This is a genomic window from Rhizobium lentis (assembly GCF_014200175.1).
Classification (GTDB): Bacteria; Pseudomonadota; Alphaproteobacteria; order Rhizobiales; family Rhizobiaceae; genus Rhizobium; species Rhizobium mulingense.
Window position 1 is genome coordinate 1 of sequence record NZ_JACHBD010000015.1, and the last position, 15,146, is coordinate 15,146.

A 15,146-nucleotide genomic window follows, 5' to 3' on the forward strand; every position below is an offset into this window, starting at 1 on the left:
CTTGCTCCCAACGTTGGCATTGACCAGCACGTCGAGAGGCGAGACTGTCGCATCTCTAACTGGCCCAACTGTCGCATTACTAAATAGCTCCTACAAACAAATATCGCATAAGACAGATTATGGAACGCAAACCTTTGTCAGCCACACCAAAGGCTTATGTCGTCCGCCTTTGCGCTGCCCCAGTCCGGCTCAGCTCCGATCGCGTTGCGGCTCCAGCGCGATAATGAGGCCCACCTTCACTCTCTCCATCGCTATAAAACTGCGGAACCGCTTGACGTTCCTGTTGGCGAAGAACAGGCGCCGGGCCATGGCTTCGTAGGCTCCCATGGTTCGGAAGGCAACGATCAGCATGAAACCACTTCGCCCGTCACGTAGTAGCACGGCTGGACTTCAGGAGCCTCGTCGAAGGATTTCCTCGTCGCGTCGTGCGTGGCGCCGGACTCGCTCTGCCTTGCCGGATCGTTCACCACCGTCTGGTCTGCGAGACATGACCGGCAAATTCGCCCAGCAATACGCCGAACGGCAAGCTTCTGATCGCCCTCGCGGCGACGAAGGCTGCGCCGGTGGCTAAGGCGAGTTTCAGCCACGGATAGTCGCCGAGTTGGACATGGGCATTCGCATCGACGGATGTTGCCTTGGCTTTCAGCGCTGCTTCCGCATCGTCACGTAGCAGGCCGATGCGGGCCTGAAGCAGCCGCAATTCCCGCTGCAGGTGGTGCAGACTTTGGTCGGCCTTTTCACGCGCGGACTCGGCGGCCGCATCGGCAAAAGGCGGTTCGCCTTCTGCGACCAGTTCATCGGGATCGGGCGGAAGAAAGCCGTCGCGGTTGATGGATGATTGCATCGACTTGTCCTCGAATAAGTGAGCGCAGCGAGGCTCGGCATTGCCGCCGGCCTCGCTGCACATCAATGATCGCGCCGGAAACTCTGGCTCTGCTGCGATCCGCCTTGCGTCTGCGACTGCTGTTGCGAATCGTTCGATGATGCGGAAGCGCCGATGAATTTATAGGCACGAACCTTGGCGCTTCCATGCGCGGTGTCGCGCACTGCGACCGGCGCCTCGTCGGAAGCCGGCCCTTCGAATGCGCTTTCGGATACTGCCAGGTCGTCCGCGGCCTTGCCGCCATGGGCCGAGCCCGCAAAACCGGTATTCGACCCGCCTTGGCGTCCGCTTTCCGATAACCAGAGATCCGCCCGCTCGTCGATGTCGATGCTGCCTTCGTCGTCCAGGATATCGTGAACGGTTTCGTAGAGCGCGTCATCGATATCGTTGACCTGAACGAGGAAGCCGCCTCGCCGCAGCCCTTCTGCGTACATCGCGCGATCCTCGTCCGGGAAGAAGAAGTCGGCCAGCGCGTCGAAGAAGCCGCTGCGGTCGTCGCTCATGACGCCGGCATTTTTTTCATCCGCCTCATATCCCGGCATCAATCGAATTCTCGCTACGGGGACGCCGGCATCCTCGAGGCGGGAAATCGCGGATTCGGCCTCCGACCGGCTGTCGAAAAATGCGGTAAGGCTGCCGCCGCCCACGGGGCCTGAAAAACCGGGGTTGGTATCGTTGTGAATATTGCTCACGGAACACTCTCCTCTCGATGTCGCGTTCCAGCCGCCGACCCGACGCCTGGTTTCCTGACTCGGAGAACCGGCAGCCGAGACGAATGTTCCAAGGCAATGGCGACTTGACGGTCAGTTCCATAATGCTGCCGCTTGTCATTTCGGCTGCACCGCGCGGTGAATTGCGCCGGCTGTTGCATCCCTCGGCGGTTGACGTCAAACGGTGGAGACGCTAGCACGGCTTTTGACGCATTGGGGACATTTCATATGGACATCTTCACGGCAGCCGGTCTTACGGCTTTGCTGCAGGTCATTGCTATCGACCTCGTTCTCGCTGGCGACAACGCCGTGGTTATCGGTCTTGCCGCTGCCGGTCTCGAGGCTACGCAGCGCCGCAAGGCGATCATCGTCGGCATCGTCGCCGCGACCCTTCTCCGTATTCTGTTTGCCAGCGTCGCGGTCTATCTGCTGGCGATCGTCGGTCTGCTGCTGGCCGGCGGACTGCTTCTGCTGTGGGTCTGCTGGAAGATGTGGCGCGAGCTCCGCGCCGGTCATCACGAGAGCCACGAGGCGGTGGGTGCTCAAGGCGCGCCGAGAAAGACCTTCTTCCAGGCGGCGACCCAGATCGTCATCGCTGACGTCTCGATGTCGCTCGATAACGTGCTCGCCGTTGCCGGTGCTGCGCGCGAACATCCGAGCGTGCTGGTTATCGGTCTTGCCCTATCGATCGCGCTGATGGGTATCGCCGCAAACCTGATCGCCCGGTTGCTCAGCAGCCATCGCTGGATCGCCTATGTCGGCCTCCTAATCATCCTGTACGTCTCGCTCGACATGATCCACCGCGGTGGCGTCGAACTGTGGCCGTACGTGCAAGCGAGCGGGTTCAAGCTTTAGAGCCTGACCTCAATCTCGAAGCTCATCTGGTCAAACGCCGGCACCACATGCTCGGGCGTCTCAGCCATCACCGCGTCGTAATCCAGCGGCGTGTGCATATGGGTTAGAATCGCCCGTTTCGGCTTGAGCCGGCTGATCCAGTCGAGCGACTGTTCCAGCGACAGATGGCTCGGATGATAGGTATATTGCAGGGCGTCGATGATCAGAACGTCGAGATTTTGCAGCTTCTCGACGGTCTGCGGCGGGAAATCGCTGATATCGCTGCAATAAGCCACATCGCCGATGCGGAAACCGAGCGAATGGATATCGCCATGCTGCTGGATATGCGGGTAAAAATCGATCTTGCCGCCGGGGCCGCGGATTTCGACGGGTTCGTCGATATTTTCGATGACAACAGGCAGAACGATCGGTGGGTAATTGCTGCCGGGCGGCGTTTCCAGGCAATAGCGGAAGGCTTCACGCAGCCTGTCCATCGTATATTGGTCGGCAAAGATCGGCACGCGGCGGCGCGTATTGTGGAAATAACCGCGCAGATCGTCAATGCCGTGAATGTGGTCGGCATGCGGATGGCTGTAAAGCACGGCATCGACATGGTCGGCCCCTGCCCTGATCATCTGCTCGCGAAAATCCGGCCCCGTGTCGACGACGACCGTAGTGACGCCGTCATGGCCGAATTGCTGCACCATGAACGAGGCGCGCGTGCGCCGGTTTTTCGGATTGTCGGGATTGCAGGCGCCCCAGTCGCCAGAAATGCGCGGCACGCCCGGTGACGACGAACAGCCGAGAATGGTGAAACGCCGCCGGTAGAGCACGCCGCTAGATCCTCGGCATTTTCGAGAACAGGCGGAAAGCGTTTTCCGTCGTGATCCGTGCAATCTCCGCGTAGGAAAGGCCGATCGTCTCGGCGAGCACTTCGGCCGTGTTGACGACATAGGAAGGCTCGTTGCGCTTGCCGCGCCAGCGTTTTGGCGCCAAATACGGCGCGTCCGTTTCCACCAGCAGCCGATCCTGCGGGACCGTCTTGGCAATCTCGCGCAGCTCTTCCGACTTCGGGAAGGTCAGGATACCGGAGAAGGAGACATAGCCGCCGAGTTCGACGCCGGTTCGCGCCAGTTCCGGACCCGCCGAAAAGCAGTGCAGGATAAAGGGGAAAGCCCCCTTCCCCGTTTCCTCGGTCAGGATCGTTGCCATGTCCTCATCGGCGCTGCGGCTGTGGATAACGAGCGGCAGCTGCGTTTCCCGAGCGGCGGCAATATGCCGGCGAAAGCCGGTCTGCTGGTCCTCGGGCTTTTGCGTGTCGTAGAAATAATCGAGACCCGCCTCGCCGATCGCGACCACCTTCTGATGGGCGTTCGCCAGACGCACGAGGTCTTCCGTCTGGATATCAAGCTCTTCGTCGGCATTGTTCGGATGCGTACCGACCGAGCAGAAGACCGAGGGATATTTCTCGGTGATGGCGAGCAGCCCGTCGAGCTTGCGCACGCGCGTCGAGATCGTCACCATCTGTTTGACACCGGCCTCATGGGCGCGCGCGACAATCTCGTCGCGCTCGGCCTCGAAGTCTGCGAAGTCCAGATGGCAATGCGTATCGATCAGCACGGCCTCAAGCCTCCGGAGCCACGTAGCGCGGGAAGACTGGCGTCGGAGCCTCGAGCGGCGTTCCGGCGATCAGGCGGCCGGCCTCGCCGAGGGCGGCAAAATCGCGCTTGTCGGCAGGCGCAGCCACGAGATCGAGCAGCTTACCCGACGATTCCGGCATGAACGGCTGCAGCAGGATGGCAATCTGGCGCACGACTTCGGCGGTGACGTACAGCACCGTACCCATGCGCGCCGGATCCGTCTTTTTCAGCGCCCATGGCGCCTGCCCGGCAAAATAGCGGTCGGTCTCGGAAACGACGGCTATGATCGAACCGAGCGCCCGGTGAATCTGCTGCTTGCCCATGTCTTCATGCGTCGACGCGTGCAGCGCGTCGGCCTGCGCCAGCATCGCCTTGTCCTCGTCGGTTAGCGCCCCGCATTCCGGGATTTTGCCGTCACAGTTTTTGACGATCATCGACAGCGAGCGGCTGGCGAGATTGCCGATGCCGTTGGCGAGGTCGGAGTTGATGCGCGTGCCGATCGCCTCTTCGCTGTAGCTGCCGTCCTGGCCGAAGGAAACTTCGCGCAGGAAGAAGTAGCGCACCTGATCGAGACCGAAATGGTTCACCAGATTGACGGGATCGACGACATTGCCGAGCGACTTCGACATCTTCTCGCCCTTGTTGAGCAGGAAGCCGTGGGCAAAGACCCGCTTCGGCAGCGGCAGCTTCGCCGACATCAGGAAGGCCGGCCAGTAGACGGCATGGAAGCGGATGATGTCCTTGCCGATGATGTGGACATCCGCCGGCCAGTATTTGGCCCGCGGGCCGTTCCTGTCTTCGATATAGCCGGTCGCAGTGATGTAGTTGGTCAGTGCGTCGACCCAGACATACATGACGTGGGACGGATCGTTTGGCACCTTGATGCCCCAGTCGAAGGTCGTGCGCGAAACCGACAGGTCCTTGAGCCCCGATTTGACGAAGGAGATCACCTCGTTGCGGCGCTCGGCCGGACCTATGAAATCGGGATTGGCCTCGTAATGCGCCAGCAGCTTCTCCTGGTATTCGGAGAGCTTGAAGAAATAGCTTGCCTCTTCCACCCATTCGACGGGCGTGCCTTGCGGGCCGTAACGCACGCCATCGGCGCGCAGTTCCGTCTCGTTTTCCTGGTAATAGGCCTCGTCGCGCACTGAATACCAGCCGGCATAGCTGTCCTTGTAGATGTCGCCATTGTCGGCCATCATCTTCCAGATGTTGCGCGATGTCTCGTGATGGCGCTCCTGCGTGGTGCGGATGAAATCATCGTTCGAGGCGTTGAGCAGCTTCGCCATCGCCTCGAATTCGCCGGAGTTGCGGTCGGCGAGCGCCTGCGCGGTAATCCCCTCGGCGCGCGCCGTCTGCTGCATCTTCTGGCCGTGTTCGTCGGTGCCGGTCAGGAAGAAGACATCCTTGCCGTCCAGGCGCTGGTAGCGCGCCATCGCATCCGTCGCGATCAGCTCATAGGCATGGCCGATATGCGGTTTGCCATTCGGATAGGAAATCGCGGTGGTAATATAGAAGGGTGTCTTGTCTGTCATGGCGGCCAATGTCCGGCTTACTCTATAAAAATGGTCAGCCGCTCTTAGCGCATGTCTCCGCCAAGCGAAACATCAAGTTTTGGCGCCGTTATGATTTCCGGGACACGGGGTCGTGAACTTGACTCCGCTTCGCACCCAATTTACCGGTCGTCAGAAAGAGGGCGGGACAGAACGAAGTGTCAGTTTTCATCGATCCGGTTTGTTGTGGCCGCGCGCCGTTGGGGCCGCTTGTTTGACATTCGAGCCGCTCTATTCGATTTCGGGCCTGTTTGTCGGCGCGCTTGTCGGCATCACCGGCGTTGGTGGCGGTTCGCTGATGACGCCGCTGCTGGTGCTGCTCTTCGGCGTCCACCCCGCAACCGCGGTCGGCACCGATCTCCTCTATGCGGCGATCACCAAGACGGCAGGCACTGCCGTTCACGGCGTGCATGGACGGATCAATTGGAAGATCGTCGGCAGCCTCGCCGCCGGCAGTGTGCCGGCCGCCGTGCTGATGCTTTGGCTGTTGGCAGGCGTCGATCGTAAAAGCATCGGCGTGACCAACACCATTACGGTTGCGCTCGGCTGGCTGCTTGTCATGACCGCGATTATGCTGGTCTTCCGAGGCTCAATCCTCGAATTGGCGCGGCGCGCCATCGGCGATCGCACGCCGCCGCAGCCGGCAACCATCCTCATTCTCACCGTCATTCTTGGGTTCTGTCTTGGCGTCCTCGTCACCCTGACCTCGGTCGGCGCCGGTGCGCTCGGTGTGACGATCCTGCTGGTACTCTATCCCAGGCTTAACGTGCGCGAGATCGTCGGTTCCGATATCGTCCATGCGGTACCGCTGACCCTAATCGGCGGCATGGGCTATTGGCTGATCGGCGAAATTGACTGGGCGATGCTGTTTGCCCTGCTCGTCGGCTCGATTCCCGGCATCGTTATCGGCAGCCTTCTGGCGCCGAAGCTGCATGAACGCACCATACGCATCGTCCTGGCCGCCACGCTTGCCGTCGTCGCAGGCAAGCTCTTGACCGGCTGACCAGGCTCAGGAATCTCATGCATGTCACCCGGAAGTGTGCAGTGGTTCCGGGACAACGACATGCATCAAAACAAAGAGCTAAAGCGCGTCGCATGAATCAAATTTGATGCGACGCGCTTTAGAGGCCCGGCTGCTTGATATCGGCTAGAATGCTGATGATCGTCTGCTTGCGGTCGAGATTATAGGCATCCGAAATGGTCAGCCGCTCAGTGATCTCGGAATAGAGCCGCGCCAGACGCTCGGCAGCAGCGATCTGCCCCTCCACCGCTGCCACACGTGCACGGTTCATGATGTCGTCGCCGACATGGCTGACAAAGAAATCGAAGATCGTGTCGCTTTCTTTGCCCGACAGCGCATCGGCCAGCCGGTGCATCGCCTTGCGGGCCGCCGGCCCTTCGGCGGAAAGCACCTCGTCATAGGCGGCGATGATCTCTCCGCCGCCATAGTTCAAGAGCTTCAACGCTTCGCCGACGCTGCCCTTGGCGGCCGAAAGCACCGCCCCGCCCTCTCCCGATATGCCGAGATGGGCAAGGGCGGCGACAAGCGCGTCGTCGGCAAGCGGCGCTAGTTTCAGCGGCAGGCAGCGCGAGCGGATCGTCGGCAGCAGCCGACCCGGCGCATGCGATAGCACCAGAAATAGCGCCCGCTTCGGCGGCTCCTCGAGGATCTTCAGGATGGCGTTGGCCGCATTGCGGTTCATGTCGTCGGCCGGATCGATGATGACGATCCGCCAATTGCCGGTGCCTGACGTCTGCGAGAAGAACTTGCCGGCGCGGCGTACCTCGTCGACTGTTATCGCCGATTTCACCTTGCCGGTCTTTTCGTCCACCGGCCGGGCAAGATGCAGGAGATTATGCGAGGCGCCGGAGGCGATCTGGCGGCTGACTGCGGAGGCGGGATCCGGATCGCCGATCGTCTCCGGCGCTGTCTCGGGATCGGGATGCGAGAGCACGTGGTTGGCGAAGCGGAAGGCGAGCGTCGCCTTGCCGATGCCCTCCGGCCCCTCGATCAGGATGGCGTGATGCCCCTTGCCGGATCGGTAGGATTGCGCGAGGAAGGCCTCCGCCTCCTCATGGCCAAACAATCTGGTGTTCTCGGCCGGCCAAATAGCGCCGTCGAGCAATCCCGGCCTCTCCTCACTCATAATGGAATTCACTCATGATGGGCGACTTCCGGCAATCGGGCGCGGTCTGCGGGCGACTTGAGCTGCCTGATGATCGCCAGGATCTCGGCCGCGATCGCCTCCTCCGTCTGCATGGCGTTGACCACGTGGCAGCGCTCCGGCTCGCGCGCGGCGATATCGAGAAAGGCCTCGCGCCGTTTTTCATGCGTTTCGAGCCGCTCCTTCTCGAAGCGGTCGGGCGCCTCACTCGCGCTGCGCTTCTGCGCCCGCTCCAGGCCGACCTTTGCGGGAATGTCGAGTATCAAGGTGCAATCGGGCACGACGCCATTGATGGCGATGCGCTGCAGCGTCTCAATGAAATCGGGGTCGAGGTTGCCGGTGATGCCCTGGTAGACACGGGAGGAATCCATGAAGCGGTCGCAGAGCACGATCTTGCCCGCGGCAAGGGCCGGCCGGATCACCTCTTCGACATGGTCGTTGCGGGCAGCGGCAAAAAGGATCGCCTCCATCCGTGTGCCGAAGGCCTCGGCAGCCCCGGACAAGAGCACGTGGCGCACGGCCTCGGCGCCGGGCGATCCGCCCGGTTCCCGCGTTATCAGCACATCGTGACCTTCGCCCTTCAGCGCCTCCGCGAGACGGCGGATCTGCGTGGATTTCCCCGCGCCTTCCCCGCCTTCAAACGTAACGAACAATCCCGTACCGGATAACAATGACAGCTTCCCGCATTCCGGGCGCCGCACGCGCGCGCGCCCCGCCTCTTCTATCTATCCGAAGACATCGGGAAGGAAAACCTTTCGCCGCGGCGACATAATCACCTTCCCCGGCAAATTATAACAGAAGGCCTGGCGTTCAAGTCTTGAACATCTGGCGCCCGACAGTGCAGCCGCTTGGCGATACCGGCTTCAGCCGGGCGCGGACTTGTCCCAGAGCCAGGAGAAAAACAGCGATTCGCCGAGCTCCAGCATGGCATCGACGGCGCGGCTGCTGAGCGAGCCTTCGCCCACCGCCTGCGCGGTATAGAGCGGGACTTCCCTGAGAAGCCGGCTGCCGGCGAAAATCCTGAGTGTGCCGGCCTGATAATCCGGCTGCACCGGCGCTGTCAGCGGCCAGCGATAGACGATGCGCGCCGACAGCCGGTCGGGATTGCTGACCGGAATATAGACGCTGACCGGCGCTTTGGCGATCAGATCGACGGTGCGCGCCGCGCCGCCATAGACGCTGGCTGCGCCGATCACTTCATGCTCGGCGAAAATCTGCCGGCTCTCGAAGGCCGTCAGGCCCCATTCGAGCACACGCTTGGCCTCTTCCGTCCGCTCCTTGTCGGAGGCGATTCCGGCGAGTGCCAGAAACAGCCGCCGGCCGTCGCGCTGGACCGAGGCGACGATCGAATAACCTTCACCCTCGCTAAAGCCCGTCGCAAGTCCGTCAGCGCCGAGATCGAGCCCGAGCAGCGGGTTGCGGTTGCGCTGAAAGATCTTGTTCCACTCAAAATCGGGCTGGGCAAAATAGGGATAAAGATTGGGATAGGATTGCTGGAGGGCGGCGGCAAGCGTCACCATCTCGCGCGCCGTCACCTTGCTCTTGCCATCCGGAAGGCCGGTGGAATTGCCGAACACCGCCTTCTCCATGCCGATCTCGCGGGCGCGGCGCGTCATCGATTCGGCGAATTGCTGCTCGCTTCCGGCCATGCCCTCGGCGAGAATGATGCAGCTGTCATTGGCGCCCTGGATGGCGATGCCCTTGATCAGGTCTTCGACGCGCACGCGCGATTTCAGGGCGGCAAACATCGTCGCCGTCCTCGACGGCGCGCCGCCGGTGCGCCAGGCATATTCGGAAACGGGATATTCAGTGTCGAGGGTGATCTGGCCCTTGGTCACCGCCTCGAAGACGAGATCCATTGTCATCAGCTTGGCAAGCGAAGCCGGCGAAAAGCCCTGATCCTCGTTCTTGGCGAGAAGCACCGTGCCGGTGGATGCCTCGATCATATAGGCCTGCGCCGCCTTGGTGGCGAAACCGGAAGCACCCCCATCGGCTGCTTGCGCGCCTCCGGCGAGCGGCATCAGGCATGCAAGAGCAAATGCGGCAAAAGTGCCGAGCGGTTTTGCCTTCGGAACTGCGGAAAGACAAAAGGTTAGAGCGGTTCTGCGCTTCGGTGAAAAGCGCAACCGCTCTAGAAGGCGAAGCACAGGCCTCAGCATCGCAATTCCCATCGGTGAACGGCAGTTTTGAGAAGGTTAGAGCGCGGCGAAATCCGATGCAATCGCCATGCTCAGCGCGCCGCGGATTTTGCCTGCTGGCGCTTGGCCGAGGCAAGGATCGAGGCCTGCGTCAATCCGTCATTGCGCACCATCACCGCGTCGAAGGCGAGATCGACCGTCACCGTCTTCACGCCCTCGTTCTGATAGCCAAGCGCGAGGGAAGGCTGAGAGCCGCCATAGGGGCGTTCATAGGGCATGGGACCGATCTCCGGCAGCACGACCACCTGATCGAAGGCCGGCGCGGCATTTGAGGACGGTGCCGTCGGCGCCACCAGAACATGGGCGCCCGGGGCAAGCGCGGGCGCCGCATTGTAGCGCGCGCTCGGCGTCGAGCCGGCATAGGAGGTCGCCGACATCGGCACTGGTACCTTGGTCGGCTGCGCCTCGTAATCTTCCGCACTCTGCAGCTGATCGCGGGTGATCTTGCGGCTGTTGGAGGCAACCATGACGCCGCTCGCAATCTGCCCTTCCGGATTGACGCCGGGAATGCGGCTGCCCTTTGGTACGTAGGAAGCCATCAGATAGGGCATGTCGTGGCCGTCCATACGAGCGCGGCCGACATATTGCACGCGCACCTTGCCGGTGCCGCTGTGCTGCAGATCCAGCATATCGGCGGTCTTGTTGGAAAGATCGATGATGCGGCCTTCATGATAGGGACCGCGATCGTTGACGCGCACTATGATCGATGAGCCGTTCTCGATATTGGTGACGCGAGCATAGCTCGGCAGCGGGAAAGTCGGATGCGCGGCGGAAAGATGCATCTGGTCGTAGACTTCGCCGTTCGCCGTCAGGCGTCCATGAAAGGCCGAACCATACCATGAAGCGATGCCGACCTTGCTATAGGAGAAGTCTTCCTTCGGATAATACCATTTACCCTTCACCACATAAGGATTGCCGACCATGTAGCGGCCGCCGCCCTTCGGGATGTTGTTGCCGGTGGCGACGCGGGGGCTGGCCTTCACGCCATATTCGGATTCTGAGAAATACTCTTTGCCATGGGCCTTTTTCTTCGGCACGGCCTGTGTCGTGCCGCATGCAGCAACCGTCGCACACATCGCCGATATCGCCAGCCACCGCGCTGTCGTTGCGAAAGACCTCGCCCCGTATCCCAATGTCATATGTCCCACGCCGCTCAAAGATCGTTATGGTTAAGGAACCTTGCCCCATCTTGGGCCAATAACGCCTTATGCCCACCCGCCTAACGAGACTTTAAATCTTGCTGGGTTCGTGGCGAATTTACGAACGTTTTCGTAGCGATAGCGACAATTCTAATGATTATGGTTTACAAATCGCTAACGCGAAGCGGCCGCCCTACCCTTCCACGGCTGCAGTCAGAGCCGCAATCGGCGTGCCGATGCGGATCATTTGGCATTGCAAAGCCAGCTATCGGAGCGCGAGATGCCCCGGAGCGAAACAGCTGCGACATGAAGGTTAATGGCCACCGAGCGCCAGGAGGCCGCCGATTTGCGCTGGAGTTGGAACTTTCGCCTCAGGGTGGTGGCGCGGCTTGATCTTCACGCCGTCGGGGGCAGCCTGCGCCAGTAACCGCAGCGGTCACTCCCTTGAGGCGTGTAGTTTGTTGCTTGACTCAAAGTGGAGTAGAAAGTTTATTTGCCGCGTTCGGGTCGTAGCCCGCATCCTTTCCACGCTCATCTTTAGGGAGCCGAGCTATGGCAAATCACAAACCAGCAGTGCCTGACGTGTCGATCCACGACTACGCACCAGCAGAAGCCATTGAAGGAAACCTTCTCGATAGCGCCTCGGATTCCGATGGCGACCTGCTTCAGGTTCAGTTCGTCAACGGAATAAGAATTCCCAACAAGACGGGTGAAGCAGGATATCTGACCATCGAGGGTCAGCACGGAACGCTGACGATCTGGAGCAACGGCAGCTATAGTTACACGGTCAGTGATCCCGCAAGCCTTGAACCCGGTGAAGTCTTCGCCGAGAAATTCTCCTTCAAGATCTCCGATGGAAAAGGCGGCACGGATGTCGCCAATCTCAACATCGGCGTGCATACGCCTCCGCAAGGGCTGTATTCCATCGATTTCGAGAAGGCTCCGACGGAATATCCCGGGCAGCCGGATATCGCCTCGGGCTATGCCGGTTTCAAGTTTGGCGACAAGCTCGACGGCAATCTGTGGACGGTCGCCGAATCCGGCGGCAACGAATACGTCGTCACCAACCCCTACAATCCATTCTTCAATCGCGTTGACGGCAAACTCTTCACCGTGGAGGGTGTCGACGTCGCGACGGTTTTCGACCCGGCCTATCAAGGTGTCGATGCCCTTGTGACGTTCGAAGGCTATATCGGCGGCAACAAGGTGAGCGAGATGTCGCTGACAGTTTATGGCGACACCATTGCCGACGGCCAGCACATTTCGCTGGAAGCCTTGGGAGCAGTCGATTTCATCCGCTTCGATATTCAGCCCGATGTAGAGCCGACGGGCTTTCCGCAGCTCGCATTTGACAACTTCACCGTCCTGGTCTGACGACTGCAGAGAAGCGGCTGTCATAGCCGCTTCTCTGCAGAACAGTTGACGCTGCGGTCAAAGCTGCTAAATAGCCGGCCTGTGAGTGAATGGGCAGCAAATCGGCAGAAACCACCGATGCACTGGAAATCCCGAGGCGGAATTTCTTACAGCTTCTCAATTACTTGGAAGAGTGTCCGAGTGGTTTAAGGAACCGGTCTTGAAAACCGGCGTACGGGAAACCGTACCGTGGGTTCGAATCCCACCTCTTCCGCCATCCATTTTCATGTGCCAACGTTCTGCCGCCCGATTAAGCAATCTTTGGCGCGTGCGCGATCGAGTGCAGGCGGCGGGTGAAAACGGCGGCCCCGCCGTTTTCTGCAGCGATAATCCTCGGGTCGAAAAGAGAGCCGGCAGCCTTGCCGCAGCCGGATCGCTCGCGGCCGTTATTCTAGAACGACCACGGCTTCGACCTCGAAGAGCATCGTGTCTATTGCAAGTTTGGGAACCGGGACAAGCGTCTGCGCCGGCAGCGCCGCGCCGAAGGTTTCTTTGACGTTTCTGGTCAGCACTTCGAGCTTGGACATGTCGTGATCGACCACGAAGACCGTAAGCTTGGCGACCTGATCCGGCCTTGCGCCGAGCCCATCGAGAGCGGCGCGCAGATTTGCGTAAGCCTGCTTAACCTGGACAGCGAAGTCCGGCGACAAGGCGCCGGTGCTGTCCTGGCCACCCTGTCCTGAAATAAAGGCCAACCGAGCGCCGCGCGGTGCGATCGCCGCCGTGCTGTAGCCGTTCGGCGTCGGGTCGTAGAGGTCTTTCGGATTGACGATGGTTGGCTTGAGGTCGACCGCATTTGCCGTCGCCGCAGTGGAAATTCCCGTGGTCATGATGATCAGCCCTCCGAAAAGCAAATGTTTGATGGTGTGTGACATGATTTTCTTGGCCGTGCGGACTGCGAGCGATGGCGCCCGCGGTCTTCCGATTGAATACTCGTTCGATCGTCGCATGATTGACTCGTACAACGTACGAACAAATCTCATCGTACGTTGTACGAGTCAATCGGCCGGAGTCGACAATTGCAGCTTTGTCGGCTTAAAACGACCGTCAGATCATTTAGGAAGGACGCATGGCAGCCAAAGGCGGCGGCGCTCAGGGTAAACGGCCTCGACGGCAAGCTGGGTCGGTCCCGTCCATGCAGCAGGGCAGCGAACGGGCGCTTTCGATCGAACGGATCGTCGCGACCGCGGTCGAACTGCTGGATGCCGAAGGTGTCGACGGATTGACGATGCGCCGCCTGGCCGATCGCCTCGGCGCGGGCGCGATGAGCCTTTATTGGCATGTCGACAACAAAGAGGAAGTGTTTGATCTGGCGCTCGACTCGGTTCTCGAATATCGCGGGCCGCAAGGCGGCGAGACTGCGGACTGGCGCGGCGCAATCTTTCACATGCTCGAGGACTGGCGCGCCGGCATGCTGCGCCATCCCTGGTCGGCATCGCTGCTGCCGCGCCGGGCGCTCGGCCCGAACATCCTCAGTCGCCTGGAATTGCTGGGTCGGATCTTATACGGAGCCGGCGTCGCCGAGGCAGATTTGAACGGGGCGATATGGTCGCTCTGGAACTATGTGATCGGCGCGACCATCACCCGTGCGAATTTCGACCTTTCCGACGCCGACATGGCCGCCGCGCAGCAGCGCCTTGCTCATCTCAGCGAAAAATATCCGACGATCGAGCGTGCTCGTCTGCTGCTGGATAATGATTGGGACGGCGCTTTCAGGAAAGGTCTGGATTTCCTGCTTGACGGGCTCGTGCCAAAATAACGAACCGGGCTCGGCCTTCCAGTTGATCAGCACTCTTGGTCAGAAGCCTTGAGCATGATCCTGGTTTTGATGGAGATTGTCCAGGACCGTCGCCGGCCATGACTTCGCTTCGCCCGAATACCCGATGAAATGATCGTGGACTGAAGGTGTGAGGGGGCCCTCACGATAATAGCGAGTAGACCCAGACGCCGATAGAACCCCAGAAGATCACCGGCGTCAGTATCATTCCTACAACGATAATTTTCGTCACCGCTATAAAGCTCCTGAATTCCGCCCCGCCGCGAAAACTATTGCAGCAACCAAGCCATTGGTATCGGCACGAAGTCCGGTTCTGATCGGACCTTGGTCGGTTTGGCTCGAAGAGCGACGGGCGGGGGAGTGATCTGCGTCGCCTCCCCGTCCGGTCTCAATGCCCCGCGGGCGCTCGGCCACGACGGTAAGTCCCGACCGCGATGGCGAGTGCCGCGGCGATCAATGTGGCCGCGACGGCAAAAGTGATCTGCATACCCAGGTGAATGGCCTCGGGAGGCGCGGCAGGGCGGCGGTTGACTATCCCGTGTCGTCGTGATTTCCCCTGCCGCATCATCAAGCGAGGACATCATGGCTGAGGACATTATTGTAAAAGACAGCAACGGAAGCCAGCTTCACGACGGCGATTCCGTGACTCTCATCAAAGACCTTAAGGTCAAGGGCACCTCGGAGACGCTGAAGCGTGGAACCTTGGTCAAGGGCATTCGACTGACCGACAATCCCGGCGAGATCGAGTGCAACACCAAGCAAGTCAAGGGCCTCGTGCTGAAAACGGAATTCCTGAAGAAGGCATAGGATTTGCTCGTTCGCGGCAATTTTTGA

General features: G+C 60.5%; 16 protein-coding genes and 1 tRNA gene. 6 read left to right on the plus strand and 11 right to left on the minus strand.

Going from position 1 to position 15,146, the window contains the following annotated elements; all coding sequences use genetic code 11:
• Positions 1-189 precede the first annotated feature (189 nt).
• The 3 genes from GGI60_RS32840 to GGI60_RS27250 all read right to left on the minus strand — a co-directional run bounded on the left by GGI60_RS32840 (position 190) and on the right by GGI60_RS27250 (position 1,575).
• Positions 190-351 carry an AsnC family transcriptional regulator gene (locus GGI60_RS32840; protein WP_183913929.1) on the minus strand — a complete coding sequence of 54 codons (162 nt, stop codon included), beginning with the start codon at positions 349-351 and terminating at the stop codon, positions 190-192.
• A 112-nt stretch (positions 352-463) separates the two neighbouring features.
• Positions 464-844: a hypothetical protein gene (locus tag GGI60_RS27245; protein ID WP_183913815.1), complete on the minus strand. Its 381-nt coding sequence runs from the start codon at positions 842-844 to the stop codon at positions 464-466.
• A gap of 62 nt (positions 845-906) precedes the next feature.
• Positions 907-1,575: a hypothetical protein gene (locus GGI60_RS27250; RefSeq protein ID WP_183913813.1), complete on the minus strand. Its 669-nt coding sequence runs from the start codon at positions 1,573-1,575 to the stop codon at positions 907-909.
• A 246-nt stretch (positions 1,576-1,821) separates the two neighbouring features.
• On the opposite strand from GGI60_RS27250, the gene GGI60_RS27255 reads away from it, so the two are divergent.
• Entirely contained in the window at positions 1,822-2,448 is a 627-nt protein-coding gene (locus tag GGI60_RS27255) for a TerC family protein (protein ID WP_183913812.1), read from the plus strand.
• Here GGI60_RS27255 and GGI60_RS27260 read toward each other — a convergent pair.
• Genes GGI60_RS27260 through metG form a run of 3 tightly spaced genes read right to left on the minus strand, consistent with a single transcriptional unit; the run spans position 2,445 to position 5,602 of the window.
• A complete protein-coding gene (locus tag GGI60_RS27260) occupies positions 2,445-3,260 on the minus strand; it encodes an MBL fold metallo-hydrolase (RefSeq protein WP_183913810.1) in 816 nt (271 codons plus the stop codon). The genes GGI60_RS27255 and GGI60_RS27260 overlap by 4 nt on opposite strands.
• A 4-nt stretch (positions 3,261-3,264) precedes the next feature.
• On the minus strand, positions 3,265-4,047 hold the full coding sequence (locus GGI60_RS27265) for a TatD family hydrolase (RefSeq protein WP_183913808.1): 783 nt from the start codon (positions 4,045-4,047) through the stop codon (positions 3,265-3,267).
• A gap of 4 nt (positions 4,048-4,051) precedes the next feature.
• On the minus strand, positions 4,052-5,602 hold the full coding sequence (metG, locus tag GGI60_RS27270; RefSeq protein ID WP_183913806.1) for a methionine--tRNA ligase: 1,551 nt from the start codon (positions 5,600-5,602) through the stop codon (positions 4,052-4,054).
• A gap of 232 nt (positions 5,603-5,834) precedes the next feature.
• Between metG and GGI60_RS27275 the strand changes: the two genes are divergently transcribed.
• Positions 5,835-6,623, plus strand: coding sequence for a sulfite exporter TauE/SafE family protein (locus GGI60_RS27275; protein ID WP_183913804.1), 789 nt, complete (start codon positions 5,835-5,837; stop codon positions 6,621-6,623).
• A 118-nt stretch (positions 6,624-6,741) separates the two neighbouring features.
• On the opposite strand, the gene GGI60_RS27280 is transcribed toward GGI60_RS27275, so the two are convergent.
• The 4 genes from GGI60_RS27280 to GGI60_RS27295 form a co-directional block, all read right to left on the minus strand.
• Positions 6,742-7,767 carry a DNA polymerase III subunit delta' gene (locus GGI60_RS27280; protein ID WP_183913802.1) on the minus strand — a complete coding sequence of 342 codons (1,026 nt, stop codon included), beginning with the start codon at positions 7,765-7,767 and terminating at the stop codon, positions 6,742-6,744.
• Between the two features lie 8 nt (positions 7,768-7,775).
• A complete protein-coding gene (gene tmk / locus GGI60_RS27285; RefSeq protein ID WP_183913801.1) occupies positions 7,776-8,456 on the minus strand; it encodes a dTMP kinase in 681 nt (226 codons plus the stop codon).
• Between the two features lie 192 nt (positions 8,457-8,648).
• Positions 8,649-9,806 (minus strand): D-alanyl-D-alanine carboxypeptidase family protein, encoded by a 1,158-nt coding sequence (locus GGI60_RS27290; RefSeq protein WP_183913799.1) that lies wholly within the window; start codon positions 9,804-9,806, stop codon positions 8,649-8,651.
• Positions 9,807-10,015: 209 nt separating this feature from the next.
• Positions 10,016-11,122 (minus strand): septal ring lytic transglycosylase RlpA family protein, encoded by a 1,107-nt coding sequence (locus GGI60_RS27295; RefSeq protein WP_183913797.1) that lies wholly within the window; start codon positions 11,120-11,122, stop codon positions 10,016-10,018.
• 552 nt (positions 11,123-11,674) lie between these two features.
• On the opposite strand from GGI60_RS27295, the gene GGI60_RS27300 reads away from it, so the two are divergent.
• A complete protein-coding gene (locus tag GGI60_RS27300) occupies positions 11,675-12,496 on the plus strand; it encodes an Ig-like domain-containing protein (protein WP_183913796.1) in 822 nt (273 codons plus the stop codon).
• Between the two features lie 166 nt (positions 12,497-12,662).
• A tRNA-Ser gene (locus tag GGI60_RS27305) sits at positions 12,663-12,752 on the plus strand.
• Positions 12,753-12,921: 169 nt separating this feature from the next.
• On the opposite strand, the gene GGI60_RS27310 is transcribed toward GGI60_RS27305, so the two are convergent.
• Entirely contained in the window at positions 12,922-13,410 is a 489-nt protein-coding gene (locus GGI60_RS27310; protein WP_183913793.1) for a RidA family protein, read from the minus strand.
• A 194-nt stretch (positions 13,411-13,604) separates the two neighbouring features.
• Between GGI60_RS27310 and GGI60_RS27315 the strand changes: the two genes are divergently transcribed.
• Together GGI60_RS27315 and GGI60_RS27320 are read left to right on the plus strand one after the other, a co-directional pair.
• The gene (locus tag GGI60_RS27315) at positions 13,605-14,294 is read left to right on the plus strand and encodes a TetR/AcrR family transcriptional regulator (protein WP_183913791.1); all 690 of its coding nucleotides are present in this window, start codon (positions 13,605-13,607) and stop codon (positions 14,292-14,294) included.
• A 600-nt stretch (positions 14,295-14,894) separates the two neighbouring features.
• The gene (locus tag GGI60_RS27320; RefSeq protein WP_064710564.1) at positions 14,895-15,119 is read left to right on the plus strand and encodes an alkylphosphonate utilization protein; all 225 of its coding nucleotides are present in this window, start codon (positions 14,895-14,897) and stop codon (positions 15,117-15,119) included.
• Positions 15,120-15,146 lie beyond the last annotated feature (27 nt).

Bases quoted from the DNA above. Each gene is read 5' to 3' on its own strand.
- GGI60_RS32840 (WP_183913929.1), bottom strand. From the start codon at position 351: ATGCTGATCGTTGCCTTCCGAACCATGGGAGCCTACGAAGCCATGGCC.
- GGI60_RS27245 (WP_183913815.1), bottom strand. From the start codon at position 844: ATGCAATCATCCATCAACCGCGACGGCTTTCTTCCGCCCGATCCCGAT.
- GGI60_RS27255 (WP_183913812.1), top strand. From the start codon at position 1,822: ATGGACATCTTCACGGCAGCCGGTCTTACGGCTTTGCTGCAGGTCATT.
- metG (WP_183913806.1), bottom strand. From the start codon at position 5,602: ATGACAGACAAGACACCCTTCTATATTACCACCGCGATTTCCTATCCG.
- GGI60_RS27280 (WP_183913802.1), bottom strand. From the start codon at position 7,767: ATGAGTGAGGAGAGGCCGGGATTGCTCGACGGCGCTATTTGGCCGGCC.
- GGI60_RS27290 (WP_183913799.1), bottom strand. From the start codon at position 9,806: ATGCCGCTCGCCGGAGGCGCGCAAGCAGCCGATGGGGGTGCTTCCGGT.
- GGI60_RS27295 (WP_183913797.1), bottom strand. From the start codon at position 11,122: ATGACATTGGGATACGGGGCGAGGTCTTTCGCAACGACAGCGCGGTGG.
- GGI60_RS27300 (WP_183913796.1), top strand. From the start codon at position 11,675: ATGGCAAATCACAAACCAGCAGTGCCTGACGTGTCGATCCACGACTAC.
- GGI60_RS27310 (WP_183913793.1), bottom strand. From the start codon at position 13,410: ATGTCACACACCATCAAACATTTGCTTTTCGGAGGGCTGATCATCATG.
- GGI60_RS27315 (WP_183913791.1), top strand. From the start codon at position 13,605: ATGGCAGCCAAAGGCGGCGGCGCTCAGGGTAAACGGCCTCGACGGCAA.
- GGI60_RS27320 (WP_064710564.1), top strand. From the start codon at position 14,895: ATGGCTGAGGACATTATTGTAAAAGACAGCAACGGAAGCCAGCTTCAC.